26 protein-coding genes are annotated in these 25,003 nt (G+C 56.8%); 15 read left to right on the top strand and 11 right to left on the bottom strand.

Translation table 11 applies throughout. The features are described from left to right. The first annotated feature begins 4 nt into the window (after nucleotides 1–4). The 7 genes from ROA7450_RS17715 (at nucleotide 5) to nqrF (ending at nucleotide 7,603) form a co-directional block, all read left to right on the top strand. Nucleotides 5–1,411, top strand: coding sequence for a hypothetical protein (locus ROA7450_RS17715; protein ID WP_143534521.1), 1,407 nt, complete (start codon nucleotides 5–7; stop codon nucleotides 1,409–1,411). A 344-nt stretch (nucleotides 1,412–1,755) separates the two neighbouring features. After that, complete coding sequence (locus ROA7450_RS17710; protein ID WP_085807287.1) at nucleotides 1,756–3,096, top strand: Na(+)-translocating NADH-quinone reductase subunit A; 1,341 nt, start codon at nucleotides 1,756–1,758, stop codon at nucleotides 3,094–3,096. A gap of 3 nt (nucleotides 3,097–3,099) precedes the next feature. After that, nucleotides 3,100–4,308 (top strand): NADH:ubiquinone reductase (Na(+)-transporting) subunit B, encoded by a 1,209-nt coding sequence (locus tag ROA7450_RS17705; protein WP_085807286.1) that lies wholly within the window; start codon nucleotides 3,100–3,102, stop codon nucleotides 4,306–4,308. Next, a complete protein-coding gene (locus tag ROA7450_RS17700) occupies nucleotides 4,301–5,104 on the top strand; it encodes a Na(+)-translocating NADH-quinone reductase subunit C (RefSeq protein WP_085807285.1) in 804 nt (267 codons plus the stop codon). Before ROA7450_RS17705 ends, ROA7450_RS17700 begins: the two co-directional genes overlap by 8 nt. After that, complete coding sequence (locus tag ROA7450_RS17695; RefSeq protein ID WP_085807284.1) at nucleotides 5,104–5,757, top strand: NADH:ubiquinone reductase (Na(+)-transporting) subunit D; 654 nt, start codon at nucleotides 5,104–5,106, stop codon at nucleotides 5,755–5,757. Before ROA7450_RS17700 ends, ROA7450_RS17695 begins: the two co-directional genes overlap by 1 nt. Then, entirely contained in the window at nucleotides 5,757–6,365 is a 609-nt protein-coding gene (gene nqrE / locus ROA7450_RS17690; protein WP_085807283.1) for an NADH:ubiquinone reductase (Na(+)-transporting) subunit E, read from the top strand. Before ROA7450_RS17695 ends, nqrE begins: the two co-directional genes overlap by 1 nt. A gap of 14 nt (nucleotides 6,366–6,379) precedes the next feature. Beyond that, the gene (nqrF, locus tag ROA7450_RS17685; RefSeq protein WP_085807282.1) at nucleotides 6,380–7,603 is read left to right on the top strand and encodes an NADH:ubiquinone reductase (Na(+)-transporting) subunit F; all 1,224 of its coding nucleotides are present in this window, start codon (nucleotides 6,380–6,382) and stop codon (nucleotides 7,601–7,603) included. Nucleotides 7,604–7,674: 71 nt separating this feature from the next. Here nqrF and ROA7450_RS17680 read toward each other — a convergent pair whose 3' ends face one another. Beyond that, complete coding sequence (locus ROA7450_RS17680; protein WP_085807281.1) at nucleotides 7,675–8,199, bottom strand: CBS domain-containing protein; 525 nt, start codon at nucleotides 8,197–8,199, stop codon at nucleotides 7,675–7,677. Nucleotides 8,200–8,316: 117 nt separating this feature from the next. Between ROA7450_RS17680 and ROA7450_RS17675 the strand changes: the two genes are divergently transcribed. From ROA7450_RS17675 to ROA7450_RS17655, 5 genes are all read left to right on the top strand, one after another. Continuing rightward, entirely contained in the window at nucleotides 8,317–8,505 is a 189-nt protein-coding gene (locus ROA7450_RS17675; RefSeq protein ID WP_085807280.1) for a hypothetical protein, read from the top strand. 5 nt (nucleotides 8,506–8,510) lie between these two features. Beyond that, nucleotides 8,511–9,542: an FAD:protein FMN transferase gene (locus ROA7450_RS17670; protein WP_085807279.1), complete on the top strand. Its 1,032-nt coding sequence runs from the start codon at nucleotides 8,511–8,513 to the stop codon at nucleotides 9,540–9,542. Nucleotides 9,543–9,553: 11 nt separating this feature from the next. After that, nucleotides 9,554–9,790, top strand: coding sequence for a (Na+)-NQR maturation NqrM (nqrM, locus tag ROA7450_RS17665; RefSeq protein ID WP_085807313.1), 237 nt, complete (start codon nucleotides 9,554–9,556; stop codon nucleotides 9,788–9,790). Nucleotides 9,791–9,891: 101 nt separating this feature from the next. Next, nucleotides 9,892–10,521, top strand: coding sequence for an imm11 family protein (locus ROA7450_RS17660; RefSeq protein ID WP_085807278.1), 630 nt, complete (start codon nucleotides 9,892–9,894; stop codon nucleotides 10,519–10,521). A 91-nt stretch (nucleotides 10,522–10,612) separates the two neighbouring features. After that, nucleotides 10,613–11,302 (top strand): imm11 family protein, encoded by a 690-nt coding sequence (locus tag ROA7450_RS17655; RefSeq protein ID WP_085807277.1) that lies wholly within the window; start codon nucleotides 10,613–10,615, stop codon nucleotides 11,300–11,302. A 111-nt stretch (nucleotides 11,303–11,413) separates the two neighbouring features. Here the strand turns inward: ROA7450_RS17655 and ROA7450_RS17650 are convergent, their stop codons facing one another. The 10 genes from ROA7450_RS17650 to ROA7450_RS17605 form a co-directional block, all read right to left on the bottom strand. Further along, nucleotides 11,414–12,694 (bottom strand): aspartate aminotransferase family protein, encoded by a 1,281-nt coding sequence (locus ROA7450_RS17650; protein ID WP_085807276.1) that lies wholly within the window; start codon nucleotides 12,692–12,694, stop codon nucleotides 11,414–11,416. Nucleotides 12,695–12,704: 10 nt separating this feature from the next. Next, nucleotides 12,705–13,808, bottom strand: a complete 1,104-nt coding sequence (locus ROA7450_RS17645; protein ID WP_085807275.1) for a mandelate racemase/muconate lactonizing enzyme family protein — start codon at nucleotides 13,806–13,808, stop codon at nucleotides 12,705–12,707. Between the two features lie 120 nt (nucleotides 13,809–13,928). Next, nucleotides 13,929–15,035: a mandelate racemase/muconate lactonizing enzyme family protein gene (locus ROA7450_RS17640; RefSeq protein WP_085807274.1), complete on the bottom strand. Its 1,107-nt coding sequence runs from the start codon at nucleotides 15,033–15,035 to the stop codon at nucleotides 13,929–13,931. Further along, on the bottom strand, nucleotides 15,032–15,442 hold the full coding sequence (locus ROA7450_RS17635) for a DUF1801 domain-containing protein (protein ID WP_085807273.1): 411 nt from the start codon (nucleotides 15,440–15,442) through the stop codon (nucleotides 15,032–15,034). Before ROA7450_RS17635 ends, ROA7450_RS17640 begins: the two co-directional genes overlap by 4 nt. Then, nucleotides 15,439–16,554, bottom strand: coding sequence for a mandelate racemase/muconate lactonizing enzyme family protein (locus ROA7450_RS17630; protein WP_085807272.1), 1,116 nt, complete (start codon nucleotides 16,552–16,554; stop codon nucleotides 15,439–15,441). Before ROA7450_RS17630 ends, ROA7450_RS17635 begins: the two co-directional genes overlap by 4 nt. Nucleotide 16,555: 1 nt before the next feature. Further along, a complete protein-coding gene (locus tag ROA7450_RS17625) occupies nucleotides 16,556–17,680 on the bottom strand; it encodes a mandelate racemase/muconate lactonizing enzyme family protein (protein ID WP_085807271.1) in 1,125 nt (374 codons plus the stop codon). Next, complete coding sequence (locus ROA7450_RS17620; RefSeq protein WP_085807270.1) at nucleotides 17,677–18,267, bottom strand: dimethylsulfonioproprionate lyase family protein; 591 nt, start codon at nucleotides 18,265–18,267, stop codon at nucleotides 17,677–17,679. Before ROA7450_RS17620 ends, ROA7450_RS17625 begins: the two co-directional genes overlap by 4 nt. Beyond that, the gene (locus ROA7450_RS17615) at nucleotides 18,264–18,860 is read right to left on the bottom strand and encodes a dimethylsulfonioproprionate lyase family protein (RefSeq protein ID WP_085807269.1); all 597 of its coding nucleotides are present in this window, start codon (nucleotides 18,858–18,860) and stop codon (nucleotides 18,264–18,266) included. Before ROA7450_RS17615 ends, ROA7450_RS17620 begins: the two co-directional genes overlap by 4 nt. Further along, nucleotides 18,860–19,945, bottom strand: a complete 1,086-nt coding sequence (locus ROA7450_RS17610) for an alcohol dehydrogenase family protein (protein WP_085807268.1) — start codon at nucleotides 19,943–19,945, stop codon at nucleotides 18,860–18,862. Before ROA7450_RS17610 ends, ROA7450_RS17615 begins: the two co-directional genes overlap by 1 nt. Nucleotides 19,946–20,057: 112 nt before the next feature. After that, nucleotides 20,058–22,517 carry an FAD-dependent oxidoreductase gene (locus ROA7450_RS17605; RefSeq protein WP_085807267.1) on the bottom strand — a complete coding sequence of 820 codons (2,460 nt, stop codon included), beginning with the start codon at nucleotides 22,515–22,517 and terminating at the stop codon, nucleotides 20,058–20,060. A gap of 71 nt (nucleotides 22,518–22,588) precedes the next feature. Between ROA7450_RS17605 and ROA7450_RS17600 the strand changes: the two genes are divergently transcribed. Genes ROA7450_RS17600 through ROA7450_RS21545 form a run of 3 tightly spaced genes read left to right on the top strand, consistent with a single transcriptional unit; the run spans nucleotide 22,589 to nucleotide 24,982 of the window. Continuing rightward, complete coding sequence (locus ROA7450_RS17600) at nucleotides 22,589–23,476, top strand: MurR/RpiR family transcriptional regulator (RefSeq protein WP_085807266.1); 888 nt, start codon at nucleotides 22,589–22,591, stop codon at nucleotides 23,474–23,476. Then, nucleotides 23,473–24,564, top strand: coding sequence for an aromatic ring-hydroxylating oxygenase subunit alpha (locus ROA7450_RS17595; protein WP_085807265.1), 1,092 nt, complete (start codon nucleotides 23,473–23,475; stop codon nucleotides 24,562–24,564). Before ROA7450_RS17600 ends, ROA7450_RS17595 begins: the two co-directional genes overlap by 4 nt. Next, a complete protein-coding gene (locus ROA7450_RS21545) occupies nucleotides 24,557–24,982 on the top strand; it encodes a GFA family protein (protein ID WP_085807264.1) in 426 nt (141 codons plus the stop codon). The genes ROA7450_RS17595 and ROA7450_RS21545 overlap by 8 nt, the downstream gene beginning before the upstream one ends. Nucleotides 24,983–25,003: the final 21 nt, after the last annotated feature.

Below are 25,003 nucleotides of genomic sequence, written 5' to 3'. Positions count from 1 at the left end.
AAGCATGAAGCGGGATGCGCTTGCCAAGACAATGCCGCAACGCTGGCTTGAAACGACCAACGCGACGATTCTACATTTGAAAGCCCCGAGGTTTCCGAAGGACATCACTGTGAACCAAGATCCGGAAATGCCCAAGGCAGCCTGGCAATTGACTCTGTCGGAAGAGACATCTGCTTTGCGGTACGGCACCGGAGTTGAACGAGCTGGAAGCTCTATCTTCGAAGGGGTATGGAGTGCATCGTTTGCTGCGTTCGATTTTGAGAATGCGGACTATGTTTTTGGATCGGGCGTGACCTCCAAGCCAGAAGGCTGCTTGGTTCTGACCCCTCCAACGCATATGTTGGAAAGTATTTTCGTTCTGTATGATGCTGAGCGAAATACTCTGGCAGCCTCGAATTCATTGGCGGGTGTTTTGGCCTGTCTGCCGGAAGACATCCGAGAGGGCTTTGTCGCAAAAACTTCGGACATGATCCGCGCGGTGAATGATGCCCAGACGGATGCGGGGCTCTTTGGATATGATCCGAAGGTCCTTGAATACGAAAGCGTCGAATTGCATGCAGTTTTTGCACATAATTTGGTGTTGTTTCCGGGGCAGTCCCCGCGTTTCAGCCTGCGTCTGAACGAGCAGATATATGATCGTTATGAGGATTACGTCGGTTTTTTAAGGCAGGTGCTGGCTTCTGTGTTTGAAAACGGCGCGGATCCGGCGCGCAGTACGGCGGTGTTTGACCCGGCCTCCTGCATTAGTGCGGGATACGACAGCCCCGCCGTTACGGTTCTGGCTATGGGTCTGGGCGTAAACAACGCCTTTACGCTGGATTTAACCGTGCACACGGTCAATGACAGCGGACAGGAGATTGCGCGCGACCTGGGGGTGAAGTGTACGAGTTTTGTACATCCGGCGGGCAAGGTTATCGACAACCTGAACATGATGTACGAAGGAGACTTAGCGGAAACAGCACAGGAATTCATAGGGACCGCCGGATTCGGTGATGACATTTTGTATGCGGCTTTCGAAAGTGTTCTGCCAAACAAGATTTTGCTGGACGGTCGTTTTGGCGATGGTATTTGGGCGAAAGATACGATGAAGGCGGCTGGTGCTCCGGTCAACATATCCTTTAACAAGAGCATCACTGAATTCAGATTGCGGGTTGGGTTTGTCTTGATCCCGGTTCCGACCATTGGAGCTGAATTTCCAGAATCGATTGCCCGGATCAGCCGCTCCAAGGAGATGCAGGACTGGAGCGTTGGAGGGCACTACGATCGCCCAATTCCACGCCGGTTGGTTGAGCAGGCTGGCGGACAAAGAGGCAACTTTGGCCAAAAGAAAGGCGCCGCCAACCCGAATCCTTTGAATTTTGATGACCTCAAGCTTGATGCACTGAAAGCTATGGTGGATCGATACCTGTGATGCCAACCAATTTTGGACGGTATAAGGCTTCCTAAGTCAAGAAAAATGCCCCAGACGGGTAGTTTGTATTCATTTCTGAGCTCAAAGAGAGCATTTGCCGGTTGGGCGGTCTATCATTGGCGCTAACAAACGGCTATCAATTGTCTATATACGACTGCCTTTGGAACAGTTTGACAGGGACGGTGATCGGGTTTGGTCAGGTAAATTGGCCATGGGTATCACAAAGTAGCCAGATGAAGTTCGTGACGGATATTGATTGTGTTCTGTCGCTATTTGATTTGTTGCTGTTAACTGGGTAAGAGGCTGCAAAAGCAGAATCGGATGCAGGGAACAGTAGCGAATTGATGCAAACTTTCACGTTAAAGCGCGGACTTGAGTTGCCGGTTACCGGCGCCCCCGCGCAAGAAGTTCATCCGGGGCCAGAATGTCGATATGTCGGTGTTTTGGGCGCGGATTATTTGGGCCTCAAGCCACGGATGCTGGTGCAAGAGGGCGATGAGGTCAAACGCGGGACGCCGCTGTTTTGTCACAAGGATGCAGAAGAGGCGATGATGGTCGCCCCGCTGTCGGGCAAGGTGGTTGCAATCAACCGCGGTGCACGCCGGGTTTTGCAAAGCGTTGTGATCGAAGTGAGCGATTCCGAGGATACTGGCGTGAGCTTTGCCGATGTGGGCGACGCGGACAGCCGTGAAGGTGTCACTGCAAAGCTTTGCGCGGCTGGCCTATGGACCTCGTTCCGTACGCGGCCCTATTCCAAGTTGCCTGCGCCTGGATCTGTTCCGTCATCGATTTTCGTGACTGCGATGGACAGTGAGCCACTATCGCCGAATGCAGGTCCGATTATTGCGGCGGCGTCCGATGATTTCGCAGCCGGTGTGAAAGCGATTTCCGCCCTGACTGATGGTACCACCTACGTCTGCCATGATGCTGGAGCTTCGGTTCCAGGTGGAGATTTGGCGGGTGTTGAGGCGGCGTCATTTTCTGGGCCGCACCCTGCTGGGCTGGCGGGTACGCACATTCACTTTCTAGCACCCCCAAAAGGCAACGAGGAAGTTTGGACCATCGGTTATCAGGATGTGATTGCCATTGGCCGCCTGATGCAGACTGGTCATCTGGACCCAAGCGTTGTTGTGGCAATCTGTGGTCCTGAGGCGAGCAATCCGCGTTTGGTGCGGACTGTCATGGGTGCCTCGACCGAGGAGTTGACAGCGAATGAAGGCGCTGATGCCACATCGCGGGTGATTTCCGGATCGATCCTGAGTGGTCGGGCGGCGGCAGGACCAGAGGCTTATTTGGGCCGGTTCGCCCGTCAGGTCACAATCATTCGCGAAGATGCTGATCAGATCCCGATGGGCTGGATCCGTCCAATGCCATCGAAATATTCGGTGCAGCCGGTTCTGGGCTCGGCGTTTTCCAAGAAGCTGTATGCGCTGACTAGTAACCTGAACGGTGGTCGCCGTGCGATGGTGCCAACAGGCGTTTTCGAAGAGCTGATGCCGCAGGATTACCTGCCAACGCAGCTTTTGCGGGCGCTATTGGTGATGGACACTGATACGGCACAGGCGCTGGGTGCGCTGGAGTTGGACGAAGAAGATCTGGGGCTTGTCGGTTTTGCTTGCCCTGCGAAATATGAATACGGGATGGCGCTGCGCGATTGTCTCACCAAGATCGAGAAGGAGGGTTGAGCCATGGGTTTGCGCAACTTCTTTGACCGGATCGAGCCGAACTTCACCAAAGGTGGCAAGTACGAGAAGTATTTCCCCATCTATGAGATGATTGAAAGCTTCATCTACACGCCGAAAACCGTGACAACCGCTGCGCCACACGCGCGGTCTTACGTGGATATGAAGCGGATCATGACCTATGTCGTGATCGCGACCATTCCTTGTATCCTGTTCGGCATGTGGAACACAGGCTATCAGGCCAACTCGGCGATTGCCGCGATGGGCCCTGATGCGGCGACCGGGTGGCGTATTGGTATCTTGCAGGCCTTTGGCATCTCGCAAGATCCAAGCAGCTGGTTTGCCAATTTCTCGCATGGGTTCCTATATTTCCTGCCCATTTACCTGACGACGCTGATTGTCGGCGGTATATGGGAGGTGATCTTTGCCACTGTACGCGGACACGAGGTGAACGAAGGTTTCCTTGTGACTTCGATGCTCTACACGCTGATCATGCCCGCCACAGCGCCTTTGTGGCAGGTGGCTTTGGGTATCTCTTTCGGGGTTGTGATCGGTAAAGAGGTGTTTGGTGGCACCGGCAAAAACTTCCTTAACCCGGCACTTGTAGGCCGGGCGTTCCTGTACTTTGCCTATCCGGCAAGCATGTCAGGCGACACGGTCTGGACGCCGGTTGATGGGTTTTCAGGTGCGACTGCACTGTCGGTCTCAGCATCTGAGGGCTATCAGCAGCTAGCCGCGAATGGTCTGACCTGGTGGGATTCCTTCTTTGGCTTCATGCAGGGCAGCTTTGGCGAGACATCGACACTGGCCTGTTTGATTGGTTTGGCCTTCCTGCTGACGACGCGGATTGCCAACTATCGCCTGATCCTTGGCTGTCTGGCGGGGACGATTGGTTTCAGCTTGCTGCTGAACCTGATTGGCTCTGACAGCAATCCGATGTTCTCGATGCCGTTCTATTGGCACATCGTTGTTGGCGGTTATGCCTTTGGCATGGTCTTTATGGTGACCGAGCCTGTGTCTGCCAGCCACACCAATCTGGGGCGTTATATCTACGGTGCGCTGATTGGTGTCATGGTGGTGCTGATCCGGGTGATCAACCCGGCCTTCCCAGAAGGCATGATGCTGGCCATCTTGTTCGGGAACGTCTTTGCGCCGCTGATCGACTATTTCGTCGTGCAGGCCAATATCAAACGGAGGGCGCGCCGCCATGTCTGATCAACAAAATCAGGGGCCGATTGCCCGTTTTCTTGCGGCTTCGCCGGATTCGGTCGGTAAGACCATTATCGTTGCGGTATCGCTTTGCCTCTTTGCCTCGATGGTGGTGAGCCTTGCAGCGGTATCCTTGCGCCCGGTGCAAGAGGCAAACAAGCTGCGCGACAAGCAGGTGAACGTTCTGCAGGTGGCGGGTGTTTATGAACCCGGTATCGATGTCGCTGAGGCATTTTCTGCGTTCGAGCCGCGCGTGCTGGATCTGGCCTCAGGTGAGTTTACCGATGAATTTGATGCCAATTCGTTTGATGATCTGGCTGCAGCAGACGATCCAGAACTGAGTGTCGCACTGACCGACGACCCTGCAGGGATTGGTCGCAAGGCCAAGTACCGTGTGATCTACTTGTTGAAAGACACGGATGGTGCATTGGACAAGGTGATTTTGCCAATTCACGGCTATGGCCTGTGGTCGACGCTGTATGGTTTTATCGCGCTGGAAAACAATGGCAACGATATTTATGGCCTGCAGTTCTACCAGCATGGTGAAACGCCGGGTCTTGGGGCCGAGGTGGATAACCCCCGCTGGAAGGCCCTGTGGAGTGGTAAGAAATTGCGCGATGATGCAGGCGATCTGCAGATCAATGTTTCCAAATCCACGTCAGCCGCTGGTCCGGACTATCATATTGATGCATTGGCAGGGGCGACTTTGACGTCTGTTGGCGTCGACAATCTGGTGAAGTTCTGGATGGGCGACGAAGGTTACGGACCGTTTCTGGCCAAACTAAAAGCAGGAGAGATCTGATGTCCCAGACAAGAAGAGAGATGCTGGTCGATCCACTGGTCGACAATAACCCGATCACCTTGCAGGTTCTGGGCATTTGTTCGGCGCTTGCGGTGACGTCTTCGCTGCAGGTGGCCTTTGTTATGACACTGGCGGTGACCTTTGTGACGGCGTTCGCGTCGATGTTCATCTCGTTGCTGCGCAATCAGATCCCGGGTTCGATCCGGATCATCGTGCAGATGGTGATCATCGCCTCACTGGTGATTCTGGTGGACCAGATCCTGAAGGCCTACGCCTTCCAGATCTCAAAAACCCTGTCGGTTTTTGTCGGCCTGATCATCACCAACTGTATCGTGATGGGCCGTGCGGAAGCGTTTGCCATGAAAAACCCGCCAGTGGCGTCGTTCATTGACGGGATCGGCAACGGTCTGGGCTATGGCCTGATCTTGATGCTGGTCGGCTTTTTCCGCGAGCTGTTTGGTTCGGGTTCGCTGTTTGGCGTCACCATTCTGGAAACCGTGAACAACGGTGGCTGGTATGTGCCTAACGGTATGCTGCTGCTGCCTCCTTCGGCCTTCTTCATCATTGGTCTTTTGATCTGGGGCTTCCGCACTTGGAAACCTGCGCAGGTCGAAGATCGCGAGTATAAAATTCAGACGGTGGAGGCGCACTGATGGAAGGTCTTCTTTCACTGGCCGTAAAGGCCGTCTTTGTTGAAAACCTGGCGCTAAGCTTTTTCCTTGGGATGTGTACGTTCATCGCGGTTTCCAAGAAAATCTCAACCGCTTTGGGTCTGGGCATCTCGGTGATGTTGGTGCAGGCCATTACGGTCCCAACCAACAACCTGCTTTTGACTTACCTGCTCAAGCCCGGCGCGCTGGCCTGGGCCGGGTTCCCTGATGTTGATCTGACCTTCCTTGGTCTGATTTCCTACATTGGCGTGATCGCGGCGATGGTTCAGATCCTTGAGATGATCTTGGATAAGTACTTCCCGCCGCTTTACAACGCGCTGGGGATCTTCTTGCCACTGATCACGGTGAACTGTGCGATCCTTGGTGGCTCGCTGTTCATGGTGGAGCGCGATTACAACTTTGCCGAAGCGACAACCTATGGTCTGTCTTCAGGCTTTGGCTGGGCGCTGGCGATCACTGCGATGGCGGGTGTGCGCGAGAAGCTGAAGTATTCGGATGTGCCGGATGGTCTGCAGGGCCTGGGTATTACTTTCATAACCGCGGGATTGATGGCCTTGGCCTTCATGTCCTTCTCGGGCGTGAAACTGTAAGGAGGAGCTGAGATATGGAAACGTTTTCACTTGGTGTCATCCTCTTTACCCTGATTGTTGTGGCGCTGGTCGCGATCATTCTGGCGGCCCGGTCCAAGTTGGTGTCGACCGGTAATGTGAACATCACGATCAATGGCGAGAAAACCATTTCGGTTCCTGCGGGAGGCAAGCTGCTGCAGACGCTGGCGGCAGAGAAGCTGTTTGTGCCATCGGCCTGTGGTGGCGGTGGTACTTGCGCGCAGTGCCGTGTGAAGGTGCATTCAGGCGGCGGATCGATCCTGCCAACGGAAGAAAGCCACATCACCAAACGCGAGGCATCCTGCGGTGACCGTCTGTCGTGTCAGGTTGCGGTTAAGCAGGACATGGATGTCGAAGTGCCCGAAGAGGTCTTTGGCGTTAAGAAATGGGAATGCACCGTTCGTTCAAACGAGAACGTGGCGACCTTTATCAAAGCGCTGACTCTGGACTTGCCTGAAGGTGAGGATGTGAACTTCCGTGCGGGTGGCTATATTCAAATCGAAGCGCCGGCGCACCAGCTGGTCTACACCGATTTCGATGTTGAAGAAGAGTATCGCGAGGACTGGGACAAGTTTAACCTCTGGCAGTATAAGTCAGTGGTGTCCGAGCCCATCGAACGCGCCTATTCGATGGCGAATTATCCGGATGAGCGGGGCATGATCATGCTGAACGTGCGGGTGGCTTCACCGCCTCCGGGTTCCGAAGGGATCCCAGCCGGTCAGATGTCATCGTATATCTTCAACCTCAAACCCGGTGACAAGGTCACGATCTCTGGCCCGTTTGGTGAGTTCTTTGCTCGCGATACCCAGAAGGAAATGGTCTTCATTGGTGGTGGTGCAGGTATGGCGCCAATGCGCAGCCACATCTTTGACCAGCTTAAGCGGCTGCAGAACCGTGATCGCAAGATTAGCTTCTGGTATGGCGCGCGCTCGAAGAAAGAGATGTTCTTTGTCGAGGATTTCGACACGCTGGCCGCAGAGTTTGACAACTTCGACTGGCATGTCGCGCTGTCTGACCCGCAACCGGATGATGATTGGGATGGCTACACCGGCTTCATTCACAATGTTCTGTTCGAGGAATACCTTAAGAACCACCCGGCCCCTGAGGATTGCGAATTCTACATGTGTGGCCCGCCAATTATGAACCAGTCGGTCATCAACATGCTGCTGGATCTGGGCGTGGACCGCGAAGACATCATGCTGGACGACTTCGGCGGATAACCGGATCATTTGAGAACAAAAAACACCGGCCTCAAAGGCCGGTGTTTTTCTTTTGAGCATGTGTGTCGCTATCAGCCGACGATCATCTGCTTCATGCGCAGGGCTTCGTATTCGACCTCTTTCAGGCGGAAATTGACAACGTCGCCAATGGTGATCATGCCGCACAGGCGGTCGTTTTTGACCACCGGCATGTGGCGGAATTTGCCTTCGGTCATTTTCTTCAGGACGTCTGACAGCAGATCATCCGGCGAGCAGGTGACCACGTTCTTGGTCATCAGTGCGTCAACTTCTTGTGGCAGGGTCTGGCCCGGTGTTTCCGCCATGCGGCGGACGATGTCGCGCTCCGATATAATGCCCTGCAATGCGCCATTCTGATCGGTCACCACCAGCGCACCGATGTGTTTTTCGCTGAGCACCTGAACCACGTGGCTGATGTTATCATTGGCCCGGACCGAGAAGATTGCATCCCCTTTGCCTGATATCAGCTTGGCCACCGTGGTCTGGGCGTTGGACAAGTTCGACTCAAGCGATTGGCTGTGGGTCTTCTTATCGGTCTTGTCGCCTCGGGATGGAGCTTGGTAAGAGCTGGGTGCCATCTTTGGGTGTCTCCTGTCGGTTATGATCTGTTTTCTCTATCTTATCGTGGGATTGTGAACCCGAAAGGGGTAAAATGTAAAGAATGGCCCAATGGGTCCGTGTTGAAGGACGTTATAATGCTCTCAAACCTCTATCTGACCCCTGTGATCGGCACCATTTTGGTGGTGATCGTTGCGCTGAGCGGTCACCGTTTTCGCAAAGCGTGGAAGGAACAGGAAGAGGGGTGGAAAGCACGGGCCTGGATTTTCGGCATTCTGGCGATTTCGGGGCTGTGCACGCTGGCCTTTGTGCCGCTGAAGGCGTGAGTTTGATGAAGCGTCTGGTTGCGATATTCGCCCTGTTGGCCCTGACCGCCTGTTGGGGTGAGGGAGAAGCCGAGGTGCTGCGCCTGTCCGGAGAGACGATGGGCACAACCTACAACATAACGGCTGTTGGTGAGGAATTGGACGAGGAGGCGATTGCGACGGCGGTGGTTGATGCTTTGGCCATGGTGAATGCCAGCATGTCGAACTGGGATCCAGAATCAGAGGTGTCGAAATTTTCGGCATTGAAGACGTTGGATGCTATTCCTGTTTCTTCGGGGCTTGCCAGGCTGATGGCTGTGGCCAATGAGGTGAATGACCAAAGCGAAGGGCGGTTTGATGTCACGCTGGATCCGTTGATTTCGTTATGGGGGTTTGGGCCGCGCAAGCCTGAGGACCCTGTGCCATCGGATGAAGAAATCACCCAAGCCTGGTTGCAGGTGGGGCAGGGGCATCTGCTGACGCTGGATGCAGAGGCGCAGACCCTGACCAAATCACACCCGGATGTGAGTCTGAACCTGAGTGCGATTGCCAAAGGGTTTGGGATTGATGCGGTTGCGACGGCGTTGCAGGCGCAGGGGCTTGAGAACTATATGGTGGAAATCGGCGGCGATCTGGTTGCTGAAGGCCGCAATCCCAAAGGCGAGCCGTGGCGGATTGGCGTTGAGAAACCGCAACTGGGGGCGCAGAGCGTTCAGGTGGTTGTGCCGCTGCTGGGGCAGGGGCTGGCGACCTCGGGCGATTATCGCAACTTCTTTGAACACGAGGTCCAGCGCTATTCGCATATCATCGACCCCACAACTGGGCGGCCCATTACCCATGCCACCACCTCCGTGACCGTGATTGCCGACACGGCCATGCTGGCCGATGCCTGGGCGACGGCGATGCTGGTGCTGGGGGCCGAGGCCGGGCTGGAGCTGGCCGAGGCCCATAAACTTGCCGTGTTCTTTATCAGCAGGGATGTATCTTTGGGCGAAGATGCGTATATAACAGCGCAGAGCAGCGCGTTTCATGCCCTGCTGCAAGCCCAGACCGATTAATGGAGCCCGCCATGAGTACCTTTATCCTTGCCTTTGTGATTCTTGGGTTGGTGATGGTTGGCATGTCGCTGGGTGTGATGCTGATGGGCAAAACCATCAAGGGCAGCTGCGGTGGTCTGAATGCCATTTCCGGCGCGGATAAATGTCTGGTCTGTAAAAAAGACGTCGACCCCAACAGCCCCCTGCGCGACAAGATCCAATGCAAACGCGCCCGCAAGATGATCGAAGAGATGGAACGCACGGGCTGAGGGTTTCGCGACTACCGTTCAGACGGCGTAGGGTGGGTTTTCAACCCACCTTTTTTGTGTAGTGGTAGGGCGTGCCTGCATTTCCTGCAATTGGAGTTTTTATGATTTACCGCCCTTTTGTCGAAAGAGAACGCTTTGATACTGGTCTTTGGTGGAGCGACAATCCGTACGAAGAGGTTAGTCAGGCGAACCCGCGTCAGACGATGAATTTGGATATTCTTCTGGCCGATCCATTGACCGAGAAAAACAAAGCGTTTGTTGCGCGCCATTGGGCGGTGGTGAGTGGAGAAATCGACAGGCTGGGGGATGCGTTTCAAGGCTTTGATACGCGCGACATCGTGGTCGGTGGGAATGTCGCGCAAGCTATCGATAAATTGGAACCGGGTGTGCATGATCTGATCCCAATTCCGAATGTCTGGTCTTTGGGTAGCCAGCAGCGAGTGGAACGCAAATTTTATTTCCTCAATATATATGCAACCACCCGCACCGTAATCATGGAAAAGTCAGATACGTCTGGCGGCATTCGGAAAACGGATGGAAAAAGATGGAAATCATTGAGTGCCATTGCCCCTGAGTGTTGCCATGTGTTGGCAGAAGCCGCTGATGGGCGTCATTTGTGGCGTGACGACCTGACCCGTGCTGTTTTTATGTCTGACACGCTGGTTCGTGCACTAAACGAGGCGGGCGTTCGGGGCTTCGAATATATGGAAACAACTGTAATCACTCACTAAAACGGGATGAGAGTGCCCGCGATGCGGAGTGGTTTTTCAACCCACCTTTTTTGTGTAGTGGTGGGGTGGATGCCCCGTTAAGGATCAGAGTATGAAGTGCTATGTTATAGAAGGTAATTACGGCAAGCCGGACTTTGCTGACTACGTTTTTGCGAGAGCACCTGATCATAGTGAGCGAATTCATTGGAATGACCATGAAGGCGAATGGGTTCCTGATCGGGACATGCAGTATGAGCATGGCGGGCCGATGTCATACGGTGCTACGGTTAATGGAGGGCGCTTCACAGAACAAACGCGAAAAAAGCTTAGGAACCTCTGGTGCGTTAGTAGGTCGAAACATGCCCGACCGTTTAACGTTATTAAAGCGTTTGATGAAAGCCTTGTTTCTATCCCATTGATCTCTGAGGCTTTTAAGATTGCGATTGAAGCTGCGAGTTCTGATTTATTTGAATTTATGCTCATGGAACAGATTTGGGATGATACACACAAACAGCCTATTGCAGGCGGGCCGTTTTTTTTAGCGAACCTGCTTGTGCGACGGGATTGCTGGGATCAAGAGCGAACAAAGATAGTTCCGCAAAAGCGTGGTGATGGCTCATTCTTTAACGTAATCTCAAGCTCTTCAAATGTGGTTCTGCGATCGCGGATCGAAGGAGATTTGATCTGGCGCGACACCCTTACGATGACTGTAGTGTGCACGGATACCTTCAAGGAAATAGCCGACGCTGTTGGCTGTGGTGGTTGGTGGTTTCGAGAGATAAATGTCACCGATGACAGGTAGAGCTGTTTTCTGTCAGGTGATGGCTGTCGGAAAATGGTGGCTTGACACCCACCTTACGGAGTGATCTGCGGTGGCAGGTGGGCAGAGATTGCCCACCCTACGATTTTGTCTTTACCCTTCCGCGATGTGGGCGGCGGCGGCTTTGATGGCGGCGTGGGTTTGGTCCAGGTCGGCCTCGGTGATCGCCAGTGATGGGTATGTTTTACCCGGGGATTTGAATAAGCCATGTTCACGCAGGACCTTGTTGTAGGCGGCGCCTTTCTGGGCGTCGGCCTTGAGGACATCACGGTAGTCACTAACGTCGCGCTCAGTAAAGACCACCTCGAACAGGGTCTGGTCGCCAACGATCCTGTGCGGGATGTCATGGGCGTTCAGTTCCGTCGCGGTCATGTCGATGATGCGCTGGCCGATCTGGCGCAGCCTGTCGTATTGACCGTCCCGCTTGAGGATTTCCATGGTTTTTAGGCCTGCGACGGCCGCGACTGGATTGCCCGAGAGCGTGCCAAGCTGCATCAGCCAGCCTTCGGCTCCGACCTTGGCCTTGTCGAAATGCGCCATGATGTCGGCGCGGCCCACGGTGGCGGCCAGAGGGAAGCCGCCGCCGATGACTTTGCCTTGCGTGCAAAGGTCAGGGGTGACGCCATAGAGCTCTTGCGCGCCGCCGTAAGCGAAACGGAAACCGGTGACAACCTCGTCAAACACCAGCACGATGCCATATTTGTCGGCTTCTTCACGCAGCAGCTCCAAGAAGCCCGGTGCGGGCGGGATGATGCGTTGCAGTGGTTCGGCAATGATGCAGGCGACCTGATCACCATATTCCACCAGCAGTGAGCGGATATAGTCGAAGTCATTAAAGGGCGCGATCAGCATCTGGTCGCGCACGCTTTCGGGGATGCCGGCACTGTCAGGCACGGCCATGGGGAAATTGACCAGTTTGGTCGGCGCAAGGCTCATCTGTGCCTCAGCCGACATGCCGTGGTAGCCGCCTTCAAACTTGACCACCAGATCGCGACCGGTGAAGGCGCGCGCGGCGCGGATGGCGTACATGTCGGCCTCGCCGCCCGAAGAGACATAGCGCAGCTGTTCACCGCAAGGGGTGGCGCTGATGATCTCTTCGGCCAGTTCAATGGCGGCGGCGTTGTTGGCAAAGAAGGTCATGCCTTTGGGAAGCTGTTCATAGACCGCCTCGAGCACTTCTTCGTTGCCGTGGCCCAACAGCATGGGGCCAGAGCCGATCAGGTAGTCGATGTATTCATTGCCGTCCTCGTCCCAGACTCGGCTGCCTTTGCCCTCTTTGATAAAGACGGAGTGGTCAAAGTTGCCAAATCCCCCGGCTGGCAGGACTTCTTGCGCGCGGGCGGCCCATTCGGCTTGCGTGGTGAGTTTTTGCATTGGAATTCTCCTAGTCCAAAATGCAGAGCGGCGTGCCAAGCACGTCCATGTCAGGGGTGATGCCAAGGCCGGGCCCTTCGGGCGGGGCGATGCGGCCATCGGTGCGGGTTGGCGCGTCGTGCGCGAGGCGCGGGCCGACGTAATGCGAGAGGTCGCAGGTGTTCATGAGACCGCGCGCGGGGGTGGAGGCCGCGAGATGCAGCAGGGCGGCGGTGGTGATGTCACTGCCCCAGGTGTCTTCTATGCACATCTGGGTGCCGAGGGTGAGGCAGAGATCGCGGGCGCGGCGCATGGTGGATAACCCGCCGAATTTGCTGAGCTTGAGGGCGGCGGCATCCATGCAGCCTTGACGATGGCCCTCAAGCAGGCTGGCAATGTCATGGGCATTTTCGTCCAGCTTCATCGGCAGGCCGCAGGCGTTGCGCACGGCTGCGCATTCATCAATGGTGGCGCAGGGCTGTTCGAGCATGACATCGAGATGGCGCGCGGCACGGCCAACGCGGGTGGCGGTCAGTCGATCCGCGCCGCAGTTCCAGTCGCCGTAAACCAGCGGGCCGGGGCCCACCGCCTCGCGCACTTTGTGCAGGCGTTCGACGTCGTTTTGCCAGTTGTCGTCTGCACCCAGCTTGACCTGAAACTGGCGCATGCCGAGGGCGTAGGCATCTTTTGCCATTTCTGCCATATCATCGGGGGCAACGCAGGTGATCGAGTGATAGAGCGGCATGTCGGCAACCGCGCGGCCGCCCAGCAAGGCGTAGACCGGCAGGTCGGCGGCTTTGCCGGTGAGATCCCATAGCGCGGTGTCAACGGCGGATTTGGCATAGAGATGGCCTTGCAGGTGGGTGTTCATGCGTTCGATCAGCGCCTCGGGGCCAATCGGATCTTCACCCAAGAGAACCGGGGCCATTTCGGTGATCGCGGGGATGACGCCATCTGCGTAGGCGGGCAGGTAGTGCGGGATCGGGCAGACCTCGCCCCAGCCTGAAAGGCCGGCATCTGTGTCGAGCCGGACCACGACCGAGGTGGTGGTGTCGCAGGTTTTGCCGCCCGCCATGTAGTAGGTTTCATGGCTGGTCAGGGGAACATGCCACAGAGTGATGAGGGTGATTTTCATTGTTGTCCTTGCGTCTTGTGTTGCGCCGCCTTTGGCGTCGCCGGTGGCAGGGGGCTTTGCCCCCTCTGTGGCTGCGCCACATTCACCCCCAAGAAATTTGTGGTCAGATGAAACAGGGAATCAGTCATATTGCGCTTTCGGCATGCCGAGATTGTCGGGGTCTGGGGTGACACCGAGGCCGGGTTTGGACGGTGGGATAGCGAAGCCGTTTCGGTTGCGCGCCCCTTGCCCGAGGACAGGATCCACCGACAGGTGGTAGTGGCACAGCCAGCTTGCGAGGCGGTTGGCCTCAGGCGTGGAGGCGGCCAGATGAATCGCCGCGGTGTCGGCAAGCGCCGAGCCGCCGACGTCTTCGATATGCATCTGCCAGCCGACCGAGACGCCAAAGTCCCGGATTTGCTTGGCTTTGGTCAGGCCGCCGACGCGGTTGGGTTTGACCTTGACGCCTTCGCCAACACCGCGTTTCCAAGCCTCTAGGTGGTCTTGAAATGTGTGCATGCATTCATCTAGCATGATCGGGTTCGATACGCGGCTCGCCACATGGGCGCATTGATCAAGGGTTTCGCAGGGCTGTTCGACCCAGTCGCGGGCTTTGACGGAGTTCAGCACTTCGATGGCGGTGGCGGGTTGCCAGGCGCGGTTGACATCGAAAGTGACCTTGTGACCCTGAGGAAGAGAGGAGGAGATCGCCTCGATACGGGCGATGTCCATGCCAATGTCGGTGCCGCCGACTTTGGCAGAATGCACGGTGTAGCCTTTGGCCGCGGCCTTGCCGATCAGGGCGAGCATGTCTTCAGGCGTTCCGGTGGAGATCGAGGAGTTGACCGGGACAGCGGCGGCCTCAGACCCACCGAGGAGCTGCCATAGCGGCATGTTGGCAGATTGCCCGAGGATGTCCCAGCAGGCCATATCGATGGCGGATTTAGCGTAAGGGTGACCGGGCAGTTGGACGTCCATCATCCGGTTAATGTGTTGAACGCTGCGGGGGTCTTCGCCAATCAGAACGGGTGCGAGGGTTTCAATGCCGGACCGGATGCCGGGGCCGTGAGCGGGTAGGTAGGTGTGGCCCCAAGGGCAACCTTCACCCCAACCAGAGAGGCCTTCGTCGGTGTCGATACGGACAAAGGTGCTGTCGAGATTTTCGAATTTCAGCCGCCCGCCAGAGAGGTAGTAAGGCTCGTTTAGTGGCAAGTCGAGTTGCCAGATGGTGATGCGGGTGATTTTCATGAGGCGGCGCTCCGGGATTTTTGACGGTGATAGGTCAGGGCCATTTCGGCCATGTGCTGCAATGCGTCGGTGGGCAGGGGTGTTGCAGCCGGGAGGTGCGCGGCGCGGTTGCCTTCGAATTGGAAATGTTCGGCGTAGAGCGTGCGCCAGCGTGCAACCAGATCCGTTTGGCAGTGGACGTAGAGGATGCATTTGGCGTCATTCCACCCCAAACGGAGGGTTGTGCCCGCGCGTTTGGCTGGCAGATAGGCAGGCTGACCCCATTTGAGCGTTTCCGTCAACGGACCTGTATCGGTGCTGCTCGCGGCCTCAAAGATCAAATCGCGGATTTGCATCAGCCGTGTGTTCACAGCAGGCGGTGCTGTTTTGAAAACAACAGCAACGTTTTCTGGGGACGGGATCGTCATGACGCCTCCTCGCCATAGTTTGCGATCGGAGCGCCTAGACTGTTAAAGTCGGGGGTGACGCCGAGGCCCGGCGTGTCGGTGGTATACAGTTTACCGTCATGTACGGTCGGCCCGCCGATGCCGGTGGAGCGGGTGTTGTAGTGGTGCAGATCGGTGGAGTTGATCAGGTAGTCTTCTGGTGTTGAGGCTGCGAAATGGGCCACGGCGGAGGTTGTGATTTCACCCCCCCATGTGTCCTCGGAGACAACCGGAATGCGGTTTTCAACGAGGAAATCGCGCACGCGGCGGGCCTTGGAGAGGCCGCCGAGGTTGGAGATCTTTAAACAGCAGATTTCCGCGCCATGGTCGGCGACGATACGTTGGGCAGCGTGCAGGCCGGTGACGCATTCGTCGAGCTTCATTGGTTGTTCGGCGACGCGGCGCACCTGTTGGCATTCCTCATAAGTTTTGCACGGTTGTTCGAGAATGAAATCAAGATCGCGCGTGGCGTGCGCGACGCGGATGGCATTATCGACGCGCCAGCCTTGGTTCGCGTCCGCCATGGCTTTTTCGCCGGGTTTCAGGAGTGGGACCGCCTCGCGGATCCGGTCGATATCGACCACCCAATCAGCTCCGACTTTGATCTGGAACTGGCGATAGCCAGACGCGCGGTGGCGGTCGAGCTCGGCGATGGTTTCGGGGATCGCGCGTTGTGGGGCGACCCGGTACATGGGCGCGCCATCGGTGAGTTTACCGCCCATCAGCATCCAGACGGGTTGATCGGTGGCTTTGCCCAGAATGTCCCAAAATGCGGCATCAAACGGGGCCTTGGCATAGCCGTGGCCCTGCACGATGTGATCCATCAGCCGTTCCATGCGGGCGACTTGCCGGGGGTCTTCGCCCAACAATTGGTTTGCAGCGAGACGCGCGAAGGCTTCGACCCCTTCGGAATGGGCGACCATGTAGTTTTCACCACAGGGGGTGAACTCACCGCAACCTTGGATGCCCGCATCCGTATCGATGACCACAACAGAGGATTTGGCCACGGAAATGGCGTTGCCGGCGCCCCAGCCGTAGCTGCCGTCCACGTAAGGCAGGTCAGTCTTGTAGATGCGTATACGGGTAATTTTCATTTTAAACTCCGTAGGTTGCGACTGGTTCACCAAGGGTTTCAAGTTTGGGCGAAACGCCTAATCCTAAGGCATCAGGTGCTTCGGCGCCACCATTCACGATGGGGGCCTCAAATTCCGCAGTCGAAAGCGTGACCATAGACCGGGGATCCAACGCGCAACGCAATAGGTGGCGCGGCGTGGATTGAGCGATGTGCAGGATCGTGGCGAAAGAAATCTCCGATCCCACTGTATCCTGCACCGACATCACCAGACCGGCGGAGGCGGCGATGGTGCGCTGGCGGATCATCGGGGTGATACCGCCTTGTTTTGAGACCTTCAGGCCAACCCCGTCGCAGGTATCTTGGGAGATCGCTTGCATCAGGTCGGCTTCAGACTGGACCAATTCATCAAGTAACAGCGGAACATTGCAGCGTTGCCGCAGCGACTGGGTTTCGCGCCAACTGGCACAGGGGGCCTCGAGCACAAAATCCAACCCGTCGGGCAAAAGTGACAGCATGCGCAGGGCGTGCTCAACACTGAGTCCATTGTTGGCATCTGCCAAAAACCATTCGCCGGGTTGGCGGTCAGCCAGACAGGCTTGGATGCGTTCGGCATCAAGCATTGGCCCGCCCTCGGCCTCGGACGCGCCGATCTTGATGGAATGGCCAAGGAACCCTTGCGCACGGTGGTTGGCGACTTTCTCGCGCATCTTTTCCGGGGTGTCGCCACCGATGGAGGAGATCACCGGGATGGCCCCGGGGGTGCGCCCGCCGAGCATGTCGCAAAGCGGCTGGCCTGCGGCCTTGGCAGCGATGTCCCAGCAGGCAATGTCGAGCGCGGTGCGGGCGTCGCGGTGGCCTTTGAGCGTGTTGCACATTTTGTCCCAGAGGCGGTCGTGTTGGCGCGGGTCCATACCGATCAGCGTAGGGGCAAGCAGATCTATGCCTGCGCGGGTGCCGCCTGCGTGGGCGGCGATATAGGTCGAGCCAAAGGGTGTGGATTCGCCCCAACCCTCAAACCCGGTGTCGGTGCTGATACGGACGATTGTGGCGTCATAGGCCGTGTATTCGCGCCCGCCGGAGAGACGGTACACACCGCCTTTGACAGGGAGGTCAACCTGAAAGACATCTATGGTTTTGATTTTCATGGGCTCATTCTCGGGGGATCAGCCAGACCGGCACCGCGCCACAGGACAAAGGTCAGGATCGTCGCATCGGTGGTGGTCAGGGCGTGTGGCTGATTACTGAGGTGAAGGCGGGTGCCTTCGGGGCCAAGCGTGAGGGTGTCCTGATCTTCAATCATAAACTGACCGTGGCCGGAAACAACGCTGTACAGCTCTTCTGGCTCGTGCTGGTGCCAGTCGTAGTGCAGATTTGCGCCCCAAAAGCCGACGGTCAGGCGGGCCTCATTGGTGATAAAATGGCCATCCGGCCCGGCCAGTTCGAACCAGCCAAAACGATTGAGGAAATCGCGGCCCACTTCTTCTTCGGTGTAGGTGTGACGCCATTCGATGTAAGGCGCGGCGGTGATGATGGCATCGCGCAGGGGCGTGCTCACGGCGCTAGCGACACCGGGCTCAGCGGTCAGATGGGCGATATGGGGTAGCGCATGGGGTGGGCGCTCGGTGTAGGTCAGATCCTGCGGCCAGTGGACAAACTCTGACAGCGCGGGCAGAGCGCTGTGCCAGGCTTTGGCGGCGTCCAAGAGGGTATGAAGAGCGGCGCTTTGGGTCACAGCTGTTCCTCGGGGTAAGTAAAGACGGGTTTGGTCTTCAGATCGCCGCGCCACAACACATAGGCCATCACCGGGTGGTTATGAGTGATGAGCGCATGTGGGGCGTTCGATGGATGAAAGATGGTGTCGCCTGAGCATAGGGTTTTGGGATCGGCGCCTTCGAGGTGGAACTCAGCCTCTCCCGCTATAACCATATAAAGCTCTTCGGCCGGGTGGTGGTGCCAAGGATAGTGAAAACTGGCGGGTTGGTAGACAACAAAGGCGCGCATGTCTGTTGCACCAAAGGGTGCATCGACGCCGATGACCTCGTAGCAGGCGAAGCGGCTCAGGAAGTCCGCGCTTACAGTAGTGCCTTTGTAAGTTTCGCGCCATTTTGCAAGGGGGGCGGCATCGATCAGGGCATCGCGAAAACCTGCGAAGGTGTTTGACGACAAGTCTGAATCGTGGAGCATAAGATCTGCAGCCGGGATGTGATGCGACGCAACAGGTTGTTTGGTGACCGGTTCAGGAAAGGTGCAAAAATCCTGCAACGCCGGAACCCGCGCATGTGCTGCGCGGGCCTCGGTCAGCAGGGTTTCCCACCGTGGATCCATCAGGGCAGGACCACGATGTTGCCGGTGTGGCGTTTTTCAATAAAGGCGGTTTGCGCTTGGCGGTATTCTGACAGGGGGAAGGTTTCTGCCAGCATGGGCTTTACTTCGCCCCGCTCGATATATCCGACAACATCGCGGAAGACGTGCGTGGGGATGATGGTGGAACCGGTCAAGGTCAGATCTCGCAAGTAAAACGTGCGAAGGTCCAGTTCGACCATTGGCCCGGCAATCGCGCCTGAGCAGGTGTAGCGCCCACCACGTTCCAGTATATCGATGAGTTGCGGCCAGATGGACCCACCGACTATGTCGGCGACAACGGTGATTTTTTCATCACCCAAGGCAGCGCGCAGGTCTTCGGGGCTGCGAGGCAGGAGGACATCTGGGCCACTTTTCTGCACGTCGGCGTGTTTGGCCTCAGACGCCATGGCAATGACGCGAGCGCCGCGGCGTTTGGCCAGTTGGATCAGTGCACCGCCAACGCCGCCGGAGGCACCGGGGATCAATACTGTGTCGCCCTCGCCGACATTGGCGCGCACCAGCATGCCTTCGGCAGTGGTATAGCTGCACTGGAAAGTGGCGAGTTCGGCGTCAGAAAGGTCACTTTCGACCACAGCGACGTCACGGTAGTCGGCCATGGTGTATTCGGCATAACCGCCATCTTTTTCCGAGCCGTAGTAGCCGGTTTTGTCCATGTTATGCGGGTCGGACCAATCGCGCACCCAGCCGTCGATCATCACGCGTTTGCCGACGATGGATTGGTCACCATTTGCTCCCACGGCCACAACGCGGCCCACGGCATCAGCGCCCTGAATGCGTGGGAAGGTGAGAGGCGCGCCGCCCCAGGTGGGGTCATCCTCGTTGATCTCGCCATAAGCGCCACCGGTCGTCGCCTCGTCTACCGCCTTGGAATACCAGCCCGAGCGCGTGTTCACATCGGTGTTGTTCAGCCCGCAGGCCCCGACCTTGATCAGCACGTCATCAGGACCGGGCGTTGGGGCAGGCCAGTCTTCGTGCCAGTGGTATTGATCAAGATCGCCGTGGCCCATCAGGACCATGGCTTTCATTGTTTGGGGCAGATCGGTCATGGCATATTTCCTTTTGTTGGTTTCGGACCGCCTTTGCGATCCGATCGGGGCGAGGGGCTCTGCCCCTCGCGCTCCCCGAGATATATGGTCAGATGAATGGATCTAGAGTGACCTATCCATCTGTTCTGGGCAGAACGCTGGCCGGGTCGTAGGCTGGTTCACCCAGAATGCGCCCTTTGCGTGCGTGGCCGGCGATGATCACTTCGATTTCGGTGCCCGGTACGTTTGCGTGTGGCTTTATGTAAGCAAAGGCGAGAATCTTGCCGACTGTATGCCCGTAGGCGACAGAGGCTGTCGAACCCACGACTTTTCCATTCAGCATGACCGCTTCGCCGCCATGCCCGTCCTCTTCCCCGTCGGGTTCGATTTCGAGATAGGCGCAGACAAAGGACGTGGTGCCAACTTCGGACTGCTTGGCGCTTTCGCGGGTTTTGTCGGCGCCGAGATAGTCTTTGTCCAGCTTGGCAAAGCGCATCACGTCGGCCTCGGGCAGCGTGACTTCGTTGGTCAGCTCGCCCGCACCTTTGAACATCTTTTCCATCCGCATGGCGTTCATCGCGAATGAGCCGTAGTCCACGATATTGTGCGCCTCACCGGCGGCCCAAAGCGCATCGTAGACGGCCAGCGCGCTATCGCGGGGAATGTGGAATTCCCAGCCTAACTCACCGGCGTATGACATGCGGAAGGCCCAGAGCTTGTGTCCGGCCACGGTGATTTCCTGCGCGCTAAGCCATTTGAACCCAGCGTTGGACAGGTCGGCATCGGTGCATTCGGCCAGAACCTTGCGGGACATTGGTCCGTTGAGAGCGAGAGCGGCCCAATCGTTAGAGCGCAGAATAATCTCTGCATTCTCACCCGCAAGGTTCTGGTGCAGGTGATCGAGAAGGCGTTGTTCAAAGAACGCGGCGCAGACCAGATAGAAGCGGTCGTCGTCCAGTTTCACGATCGTTGTTTCCAGCTCGATCCGACCGCGGCGGTTGAGCATGTGGGTCAAGGCGATGCCGCCGACCTTTTGTGGTAGCTTATTTGCAACCAGACGGTCGAGCAGGGCGGCGGCATCAGGACCGGCGACCTCGACCTTGGTGAAGGCCGAGATGTCCATGATGCCAACGCTGTCGCGCACGGCTTTGCATTCGGCCCCGACAACATCGTGCACTTCGTTGCGCTTGAAGGAGTAGTAGTCGCGTTGCTCGACCCCGTTTTTGGCAAACCAACGTGGGCGCTCGTGGCCGTAAACCTCTTCATAGACGGCGCCTTTTTCCTTCAGGCGTTCGTACATTGGTGAGGGCTTGATCGGGCGACCGGCCAGACGGTTGAAATGTGGGAAGGGGATCTCGTGGCGCAGGCAGTAGTCTTCCTCGGCCTTGACCACCTGCCACTCTTTCGTGGCGTAGGAGCCAAAGCGGCGCGGATCATATTCGCGCATCGAAATGTCGGCAGATCCATGTACCATCCAGCGCGCCAGTTCTCGGGTCAGGCCAGGGCCCCAGCCGATGCCGATCTGTGTGCCGCAGCAGCACCAGTAGTTGCGCACCCCGGGAGCAGGGCCAATCAATGGGTTGCCATCTGGTGGGTGACTGATCGCACCGTGCACATCGCGGGTGATGCCCAGTTCGGCAAAGATCGGCATGCGGTTCAGGGATTCTTCGAGGTAGGGCATGACGCGGTCATAATCCGCCTCAAACAGCCAGTTTTCGTATTCCCATGGGCATTCATCGTGCCAGACCGAGTTTGGATTTTCTTTCTCGTAGATCCCGATCAGGCCCTTTTTCTGCTCCATCCGGATGTAGCCCGAAACCTTTTTGTCATCGCGGATGACGGGCAGTTCGGTTTCCAGATCCTGGAACTCTGGCACTTCGTCGGTGACAAAGTAGTGGTGGGTCATCGAGGTCATCGGCAGTTGCAGACCGGACCATTCGCCCATCTGGCGGGCATAGGTGCCACCGGCGTTGACCACGTGTTCGCAGGTGATGGCGCCCTGTTCGGTCTCCACCACCCATTCGCCATTGTTGGCTTGCGTGATGTTGGTTGCACGGCACTGGCGGATAATACGTGCGCCAAGTTGACGGGCGCCGGCGGCCATGGACATGGTCACGTTTGTCGGGTCCACGTGGCCGTCATCAGGGGTGTAAAGCGCACCAATCACGCCCTCGAGGTTATAGTAGGGATGCAGTTCCGCAACTTTTTCTGGGCCAACCAGCCCAATATTGAAGCCCAGAGAGCGACCGACGCTAAGAGTGTGACGCAGCCAATCCATCTCATCCTCGGTATAGGCCAAACGGAAAGAACCGCAGCCATGCCATGTGACGGCTTGGCCGGTCTCCGATTCGAGCGCGCCGGAATAGAGGCCGATGTTGTAATCCACACATTTGCCCAGACCAAAGCTGGAAGTCGAATGTGTGATCTGGCCTGCAGCGTGCCAGGTTGAGCCGCTGGTCAGCTCGGCTTTTTCCAACAGAACCACCTCGGGGCCCCAACCTTCGTGTGCAAGATGGTAGGCCAGACCTACCCCCATGACACCACCGCCAACAATCACCACACGAGCGTGGCTGGGGAACGCTTTTTCCGACATTTTGATTTTCCTCATCACAGAGTCGCAAATTTGCTCGACAACGTAAGCGTACATCTGTACCGTCGTCAATCATGAATGACACAAATGTATCAAATATCGTTTTGGAGCGCCTTTCGCGCGAATGGGAAGCCCTGACGCCAGAGGCGCAGAAGGCCGCGCGCTACGTGCTGGAAAACCCAAGAGATGTAGGGGTTTCCTCGGTGCGTGAGATCGCCGAGGCCGCCAAGGTGAAGCCCAATACCTTCGTGCGAATGGCGCGTCAGGTGGGGTTCGAGGGCTACGATGACTTCCGCGAGCCGTTTCGCGAAGCGATTCGTCGCGGCACTGTCAGTTTCCCAGATCGTGCGCGATGGCTGCAGGATATTGCCGCTTCTGGCGCATTGGGGCAATTGTTTGCTGATCAGGTCGGCTCGGCCATCCGCAATATCGAGGAAACTTTTGCCGGGATTGATGAGGCGGCTATGGAAGTGGCGGCCAAGGCTATCTGGGCGTCGCGCAAAGTATTCGTGTTGGGGGTTGGGGTGAACAATTCCAATGCCCGCAACTTCACTTACCTAGCCTCGACTGGCATGCGGGATTTCAATGCAATCCCGAAACCCGGATCGACAGCAGCGGATGATCTGGCCTGGGCGGATGAGCGCGATGTAGTGATCGCGATTACCTGCCACCCGTATCGAACCGAAGTCGTCGAAGCGGTGAACGTCGCAAGGGAGCAGGGGATCAAGGTCATTGGCATCTCTGATAGCCCGGCCTCGCCCATCATTCGGGGTTCCGAGCATGGGTTTGTCGTGGCTGCCGATACGCCGCAGTTTTTTCCATCATCCGTGTCAACGATTGCTTTGCTGGAAACACTTCTGAGCTTTGTCATTGCTGTCGCCAGCCCCAAGATCGTCGAACGTGTCGAAAAGTTCCACAAACGTCGCCATCAATTAGGTATCTACCAGGAGGAGCCTGAATGAACGCCCCGCTGATCCATTCCCTTGACGCGCGGTACTATACCGACCCCGAAATTTTTGAGACTGAAATGCAGGGCCTGCTGGCCCGAACGTGGCAGTTTGCCGGGCATGTCAGTCAGATCCCGAATGTTGGGGACTACTTCGCCTTTCAGATCGCGGGGCAAAACCTGTTTTGCATTCGTGGCCGCGATGGCGAGGCGCGGACGTTCTATAATGTCTGTCAGCACCGGGCGCATGAGCTGGTGAAAGACACGGGTAACACGCGTGTTGTTGTATGTCCTTACCACGCTTGGACGTATGAATTGACCGGGCAGTTGCGTGCCGGACCGAATATCAAATCGGTGCCGGGATTTGACAAAGAAAAGATCTGCCTGACCGAGGTGCGGACCGAAGATTTCAATGGCTTCATCTTTGTGAATTTGGATGATGATGCCAAATCGATGGACGAATGGTTCCCCGGTGTGCGTGAAGAGATCCGCGCCTTTGTACCTAACATCGACAAGCTGGCCCCGTTGGAGTGGGTGGAGATTGAAGAGAACTGCAACTGGAAGGTCTCGGTTGAGAACTATTCTGAGTGCTACCACTGCCCGATCAACCACGCGACCTTTGCCGAAGGCGTTGTGAAGCCGGAAACTTATGACATCCAACCGGACAAAGATGGTGGCTATGTGCTGCGCCACACCACAGAATGTCAAAGCATGGACAAGATGACCTATCCGATTGATACCTCGGTGCCGCATTCCGAGGAATATCAATCATGGTTCCTGTGGCCGATGGTCAGTTTTCAATGCTATCCGGGCAATGTGCTCAATACCTATCACTGGCGCGCGCGGGATGTGGATCATTGCACCGTTTATCGCGGTTGGTTCACCGAAGACGGGGCCGAAAGCGATGTGATCCGCGGGCTTGCGGTGCAGGATCGTCAGACCACCGTCGAGGAAGATATCCATCTGGTCGAGTCTGTGCACAAAGGATTGAAATCACGTGGGTATAAGCCCGGCCCACTGGTGCTGGACCCAAAGCGTGGCGTGAATTCCGAGCATTCGATTCAAAAGCTGCAGCAATGGATGCGCGAGGCGGTGGATGAGTGAGCTTTCGGGGAAGTGTTTTTGCGGTGCTGTGAAGTGGCGGGCCAGCTCAAAAATTCTATGGGCAGCCCTCTGTCACTGTGAAGATTGTCGACGTGCTGCGTCATCTGACTATGTCAGTTGGTTCGGTGTCGAGAAGGAGGCATGCGAGTGGGAAGGCCCTTGTATTTCATATCGTTCCTCCAAACGGGTGACACGCCGTTTTTGTGGAGAGTGCGGATCTCCGCTGTCTTTTGAGACAGAGGTGTTCCCGAACGAAACACATCTTTATGCGACAACACTAAATGACCCGACTATCTATGTACCGACTGCGCATATTTATTGGTCGGAGCGCTTACCATGGGTGCGTATGGCTGACGAACTACCAAAGCACGATAAGGGCCTGCAAAATGCAGCGCAAAAGGGGGAGCGGTTGCTTTGAAGAAATGTCTTTGTCTAGGAG

The organism is Roseovarius albus (assembly GCF_900172335.1).
Lineage (GTDB): Bacteria > Pseudomonadota > Alphaproteobacteria > Rhodobacterales > Rhodobacteraceae > Roseovarius > Roseovarius albus.
This window is presented reverse-complemented; position numbering and strand designations above follow the sequence as displayed.